Source organism: Candidatus Margulisiibacteriota bacterium (assembly GCA_028715625.1).
Taxonomy (GTDB): domain Bacteria; phylum Margulisbacteria; class Riflemargulisbacteria; order GWF2-35-9; family GWF2-35-9; genus JAQURL01.
The window spans coordinates 1-6,812 of sequence record JAQURL010000099.1 but is presented as its reverse complement, the minus strand read 5'-3'; the positions used below and the strand labels follow the sequence as shown (position 1 = coordinate 6,812).

Annotated in this window: 7 protein-coding genes; 6 read left to right on the top strand and 1 reads right to left on the bottom strand. The window is 42.2% G+C overall.

Annotated elements, in window-relative coordinates; all coding sequences use genetic code 11:
- The 6 genes from PHV30_11525 to PHV30_11500 all read left to right on the top strand — a co-directional run.
- Positions 1-503: hypothetical protein (locus PHV30_11525; GenBank protein MDD5457643.1), on the top strand; the 503-nt coding region annotated here is incomplete at its 5' end.
- On the top strand, positions 500-1,450 hold the full coding sequence (locus PHV30_11520) for an NADH-quinone oxidoreductase subunit H (protein MDD5457642.1): 951 nt from the start codon (positions 500-502) through the stop codon (positions 1,448-1,450). The genes PHV30_11525 and PHV30_11520, both read left to right, overlap by 4 nt.
- Positions 1,451-1,457: 7 nt before the next feature.
- Positions 1,458-2,114, top strand: coding sequence for a formate hydrogenlyase (locus PHV30_11515; protein MDD5457641.1), 657 nt, complete (start codon positions 1,458-1,460; stop codon positions 2,112-2,114).
- A 2-nt stretch (positions 2,115-2,116) separates the two neighbouring features.
- Positions 2,117-3,565 (top strand): hydrogenase 4 subunit F, encoded by a 1,449-nt coding sequence (locus PHV30_11510; GenBank protein MDD5457640.1) that lies wholly within the window; start codon positions 2,117-2,119, stop codon positions 3,563-3,565.
- Complete coding sequence (locus PHV30_11505; protein ID MDD5457639.1) at positions 3,562-5,061, top strand: NADH-quinone oxidoreductase subunit C; 1,500 nt, start codon at positions 3,562-3,564, stop codon at positions 5,059-5,061. The genes PHV30_11510 and PHV30_11505 overlap by 4 nt, the downstream gene beginning before the upstream one ends.
- Positions 5,058-5,564 carry an NADH-quinone oxidoreductase subunit B family protein gene (locus PHV30_11500; GenBank protein MDD5457638.1) on the top strand — a complete coding sequence of 169 codons (507 nt, stop codon included), beginning with the start codon at positions 5,058-5,060 and terminating at the stop codon, positions 5,562-5,564. The genes PHV30_11505 and PHV30_11500 overlap by 4 nt, the downstream gene beginning before the upstream one ends.
- Before the next feature lie 9 nt (positions 5,565-5,573).
- Here PHV30_11500 and PHV30_11495 read toward each other — a convergent pair.
- Positions 5,574-6,812: ankyrin repeat domain-containing protein (locus PHV30_11495; GenBank protein MDD5457637.1), on the bottom strand; the 1,239-nt coding region annotated here is incomplete at its 5' end.

The window sequence follows — 6,812 nt, the reverse complement described above, 5'->3', positions numbered from 1 at the left end:
TTTTTATCAGCTGGATGTCAAGTATTTCGCAACAACTGGTCAGTGCCTCAATAAATTCAAGCATTTCAGGATTTGACTGGTTGTGGTTAACGCCAATCGTAGCGGAAAGAGCGGCATACTCCGGCAGTATAGTTTTTGTTGGTGTTGTCGCCATAATTTTTATCACTTTTGTAATATTTCATGTTAAACAGGGTACCATTAAACGCTGTGATGCTTGGGATTGCGGTTTTGAAAAACTTACCCCCAGAATGCAATATAACGCCACTTCCTTTGCCATGCCCATACGCAGAATTTTTGGCGGTCTTTTTAGCGTCAGGGAGAAACTGGGGCTCAAGTATCATCTGCGTGTGAGGGATTATTTTGTGGGCATTATTTATAAGCCTATAGTCAATATCTGCTATATCATTGCCAGACAGCTCGGCCGTCTGCAGCAGGGTCACATACAGCAGTATTTAATTTATTCCTTTGTCACTATTATTGTGCTTTTAATACTTTTAAAATGAAACCGATACCTTATATTATTGAAATAGCTCAGTTGTTTATCCTGCTTATAGGGGCTCCTTTGTTTGTAGGATGGATTCGCAGACTGAAATGCTGGCTGCAGGGCCGAAAGTCTGCTAGTTTATTCCAGCCATATCTGGATATTTTGAAACTTTTTAAAAAAGATGTTTTCCTGGCCAAAAACGCGTCCTGGATATTTCGACTGACTCCCTATCTGGTATTCGGTATAACTTTAATGATCGGCGCAATCATTCCAATCCTGGTTATTGATTTGCCATTTTCTTCAACCGCTGATGTAATAGCTATTGTCGCGCTTTTTGCTATGATCCGTTTTTTTACAGCGCTGGCTGGTATGGATATCGGAACAGCTTTCGGCGGAATGGGTTCCAGCCGGGAAATGATGATTGCTTCTCTGGCTGAGCCGGCCATGCTGATTGTGGTTTTTACTGTTTCACTTACAAGTAAATCAACATCGCTGTCGCACATAGTGCAGGTTATTACCAGCAGCGGACTCCTTGCCACTATCAGACCTTCATTTATTTTTGCTTTCTGGGCCTTCATAATGATAGCTGTTGCCGAAACCGGCAGAATACCGGTTGATAATCCCGCTACCCATCTGGAATTAACCATGATTCATGAAGCCATGATCCTGGAATATTCGGGCAGACATTTGGCCCTTATGGAATGGGCCTCCATGATGAAACTCTTTTTGTTTATTGTTCTGGGCAACGCCGCATTTTTGCCCTGGGGTATTGCGGATAATATCAGCATAGTTACAGTTACTCTGGCTTTATTTTTTCTGATTATTAAATTTATTATTATCGGTGTGGTTTTGGTGGTTTTTGAAACCAGTCTGGCGAAAATGAGGCTTTTCAGGGTAACTGAGTTCCTGGGAGCGGCGTTTTTGATAGCCATGCTGGGAATGCTTTCTTATTTCATTCTGGAGTAAAAATGAAATGTTGATAACAGAACAAATAATTATTATGCTGGCAGCGCTGGTGTTGCTTACGGCGTTTGCCATGCTGGTGCAGAGAAAAATGTATGGCCTCATCAGTCTTTTTACCTGGCAGGGAATTTTTTTAGCCATGGCTACTGCCTTTGTGGGCTATGTGTCCCATCGTCATCATCTTTATATATCTTCGGTGTTGACCCTTATCTTAAAAGTGATCCTGCTTCCTTATATTTTGCGCGAATTGATCAACAGGCTGAAAATCGATCGGGAGATAGAAACCGTAGTTAATGTTCCCATAACCATGCTGATAGGTGTGGTACTGGTCATTTTTTCCTATCATCTGACTTCTCCCGTACGTGAACTGTCTACGTCCGCCACACAGTCTATTATCGCTATCGCTCTGGCAACCGTAATGATCGGTTTGCTGATGATGATCACCAGACGTAAGGCTGTAACGCAGATCATAGGTTTTCTGGCCATGGAAAACGGCTTATTTTTCGCGGCAGTTACTGCCACTTACGGAATGCCGCTGGTAGTGGAACTGGGTGTAGCCATTGATATTTTGATCGCTGCTTTTATTTTTGGCATCTTCTTTTTACATATTAATACTACTTTTGACAGTCTGGACGTGGATCAGATGGCCCGACTTAAAGAGGAATAAAAATGTCGCTTTTAATATTATTATTTTTACCGCTTTTTTCAGCTCTGGTTCTCGCCATTGTCGGTGATAAAAAGTTTTCCTATGAATTGAATATCATAGCTTCAGCCGCGACCTTTGTTGCCGGCGTTGATCTGGCTGTTTCAGTTTATCTTGGAGGCTCAATGCTGGTCTGGGACAAATATTTTTTTGTTGATGCCTTCAATGTTTACCTGGCTGTATTAACCTCATTCGTATCCATGACTACGGCCATTTTCAGCAGACGTTATATGAAAAGAGAACGTGAAAAGGGAAAGGTCGGCCACCGTTCAATGCGTTTTTATCATGCCATGTTCCAGCTTTTTATTTTCGCCATGCTCTTATGTCTGCTTACCAACAACATCGGTGTTTTATGGATAGCCATGGAACTGGCAACTCTATCAACGGTGCTTCTGGTTTCGCTTTATAGAACACCGGGTGCGATTGAAGCAGCCTGGAAATATTTTATTCTCTGCGGCGTGGGTATTGCCCAGGCCTTATTTGGTACTGTTCTTTTATATTTTGCAGCTGAAAGGGTACTGGGTGAAGGCGGAGATGCCTTGCTCTGGACCAATCTGGCGCAATACAGCGACAAACTGGAACCCACAATTTTATCATTGGCTTTTGTTTTCCTGATGGTAGGCTATGGCACCAAAGTAGGACTTGCTCCTTTGCATAACTGGTTGCCTGACGCTCATAGCGAAGGCCCCACACCTGTTTCAGCGGTTTTATCAGGACTGCTGTTAAATATTGCGCTTTATGCCCTGGTGCGCTGTAAGACAATTGTTGACGGCGCTACACATACCCATCACGCCGGTTATATTATGATGGGCTTTGGTTTGCTGTCCATACTGGTGGGGGCATTCTCCCTGTTAAGGCAAAAAGATATAAAACGCTTGTTTTCTTATTCCTCAATAGAGCATATGGGTATTGCCACTTTTGCTTTTGGGCTGGGCGGCACTATCGCTACTTATGGCGCGCTTTTGCATATGCTGATGCATAGCCTTACAAAATCCTCAATTTTTTATTCCGTTGGGCACGCTTCACAAATGCATTCCACGCAGGAGATTGATAAAATAAAAGGCCTGATCAAAGGTAATCCCTATGTGGGCTGGGGGCTGGTTTTTGGAGCCATGGCTATTGTGGGTATGCCGCCATTCGGAATATTTATCAGTGAATTTCTTATTCTCACAGCAACCATGAAGGACGCGCCCTGGGTTGCTCCTTTACTTTTGCTGGGCCTGGTGGTGGCTTTCGCGGCTATCTTTAAAAAAGTACAGCCCATGACCGGAGGTCCCGTACCCGATTATCAGAAAAGACTAAAGGTTGCCAGTGTGCCGGTAATTTTACACCTGGTTCTTGTTCTGGCTATAGGTTTATATATGCCTGTTTTTTTGAACAACTGGTTTTATAAAGCAGTGGAGATACTTAAATGAGTGTAAATAAAGTTCTGACTTATACAGTTCCCGCTGATAAATTTGCCGGGACAGCTTTTGAGCAAAAGAAAAAAGGCGCTTTCCTGGCTGCTGAGTGGTCAGCGGAAAGTGAGAATTATTTTGAAGTATATGCCTGTTACAGATTGAATGGCGAATATCAGATTGTCAGAACTGAGATTAGCAAAGAAAAAGCCGAATTTGACAGTATCTCCGGCTATTACTTGGCCGCGAGCAGGTTTGAACGGCAGATATATAGCTTGATGGGAATTAAAGCCATTGGAAATACGGATCAGAGGCCCTGGATTAAATTCGAAGATTGGCCGGTAGATGCTTGGCCGCTGCGTAAAAATTTCAAACAAAATACGGTCCTGCGAAGAAGCGAAGGAACATATGACTGGATACAGGCAGAGGGCGAGGGAGTTTTTGAAATACCGGTTGGGCCGGTACATGCCGGAATTATTGAACCGGGTCATTTTCGTTTTCAGGCGGTAGGTGAGGCTATTATTAATCTGGAAGAAAGACTGGGATATGTGCATAAAGGGATTGAAAAACGTTATGAATCTACTCCCTGGCTGGAGGGATATAAGCTAGCCGGTAGAGTTTCCGGCGATTCTACAGTCGCGCACAGTTTGGCGTATTGCATAGCCTTGGAAGCAATGACCGGCTGCAAAGTGCCGGCCAGAGCAGCCTGGCTTAGAGCGATATTTCTGGAGCGTGAACGTATTGCCAATCATTTGGGCGATATAGGAGCCATAGGCAATGACGCGGCTTTCAGTATTTTATTATATCAATTGATGCGCTTAAAAGAGATGTTATTGCGCACAAATCAGCTCTTATGGGGCCACAGATATGTAATGGATAAAATAGTACCCGGAGGAATTGTCGCTGATATTGATAAAAACGGGATTGAACAAATACTCACTGAGCTGAAAAAAATTGAAAAAGAGTTCAAATTACTGGTAAAAATTTATGACGGCAATCCGTCTTTGGAAGAAAGAGTCTTAACGACAGGAATATTGTCCAAAGCTCAGGCTTTAGAATTGGGCGTTGTAGGGTTTGTGGCCAGAGCCAGCGGGCTGGATATAGATTCGCGGGTACAAAATCCGTTTTCACCCTATGATCAGCTGGAGATAAAAGTACCTGTGTTTACCGCAGGCGATGTTAATGCCCGGGTTTGGGTAAGAATTGAAGAGGTTAGGGAATCAATCAGATTAATTCGTTTGCTGCTGAACAATTTACCATCCGGCGCGATAAAAACCGATTGTCCTCTTCCTCCCCCTAACAAAACCGGTTTCGCTGTTGTGGAAGGCTGGCGCGGTGAAATAATTTACTGGCTGCAAAGCGACTCCAAAGGAGCGATTAACCGCTGTATGGCAAGAGATCCGTCAGCACTGAACTGGAAGGGTTTGGAATACTCAGTACTGGATAACATTGTACCGGATTTTCCGCTTTGCAATAAAAGTTTTAATGCGTCTTACGCGGGGAACGATTTATGATCAGAACACTGTTTCAAATTTTTAAAACCGGTATTGTTACCGAAAACGTTTTGGGCCGGGATGCTGATAACATTGAGGTGTTGGGCAGCAAGCTGTCAAAAATAATAAAAAAAAGATTTCGCGGAAGTCTGACCATCAGACAGATAGATGCCGGGTCCTGCAATGGGTGTGAGCTGGAAATTCATGCCCTGAATAATTCGATATACAATATTGAGCAATACGGAGTTCGCTTTACCGCTTCACCGCGTTTTGCTGATTTATTGCTGGTTACCGGCCCGGTAACTCTGAATATGGAAATTGCCTTGAAACGAACCTATGAAGCCACGCCTACACCCAAGCTGGTCGTTGCCGTGGGTGACTGCGGCTGTGGGCAGGGAATATTTGATGAAAACTATGCCACGATAGGAGCTATAGATAAGGTTATTCCGGTCGATGCCCGCATTAAAGGGTGTCCACCGACTCCGGCGGCTTTGTTAAACGGGATTTTGCAAGCTATTTCCTGAAAAATTTTCCTACATAAATTCCCAGTGTTTTCTTAGTTCCTGTTCTCTTTCCAGTATTTCAACTATTTTGCGCTGGCCATTTTTTCTGGCAATTTCCAGAGGCGTGAGACCATCTTTATTTTGTACATTAAGTGAAACTTTTCTTTCCAGCAGTTTTCGGACGACTTTTTTTAAGCCCAGGTTAGTGGCGATTATTAAAGGTTTTTGATCTCTGTTATTTTTTGTTTCGGGATTTGCACCTTTACTGAGCAGTGATATAGCCATATCTTCTCGCTGCCAGACAAGGGCAAACATCAAAGCAGTAGAACCCATTGTGGGGTCAGTTGCCTCTAGATCAACATTATTTTCCAGGAGAAAATCAAAAATTTCATCACGGTCAGACATAATGGCCAGCATCAGCGGGGTTACATCTTCATATAAGTAATTTAAATCAGCGCCCTGAAGCACCAGATTTTTCAAATCAGCTAATTTGTCGTCTCTTATGGCTGCATGAATTTCTTCTTTAAGATGCCCGGGCTGAACTATTGTAATAATCCCCAGCTCCTGCAAGTCCCTGATAATTTTTCCCCAGGCAACCTCAATATTGTTAGAGAAATTTTGCAGACATTGCCATAGACCGATTTTAGCCGGATCGGTATTTTTTCTGTCCGGTTTTGTGTCAGAAAGCAGACACTGCAAACCTTCAAAACAGGCAAACACTTCCCGCAAGGCTTTTCCACCTTCCTGGGAATAAATTGATATCATTAAATTTTTTATTTGCAGTCTGACTTCATAAAAAGAGGCAGGTCTTTCGGAAATATGGTCCAAAATATTTAGAAGCTCTTCCTGCTCTATGGACATATTACTTTTTGGTCCAAGATTGCTTGTAATGCCTGTAAGTCTGTATTCTTTTAACATTTTTTCTAAAACAAAAATTATTTCCTGGATATTATTTTTTTGCTCAGCCACTATTGAGGCAGAAATAATTTTCAATTCCTCCAATACAGAGTTTATGATCCTGTCACCACTAACCAGCACATATTTTTTATAATTATCAAATGATTCACTCCAATATTTGTTTTCTTTACCATAAATATAAAAATTTTTCCATTTAATGGAATCTTGAATTAATGCCTCCAATGTAAAAAAATCGTCAACAATCTTTGTTTTTCGCTCCGAATTAATTGTTTGGTTGGAATATAAAATATCCTTTAATACTGATAATATCGATCGATTTTCATTGAATTTATTATGGAAATCCAACAGATT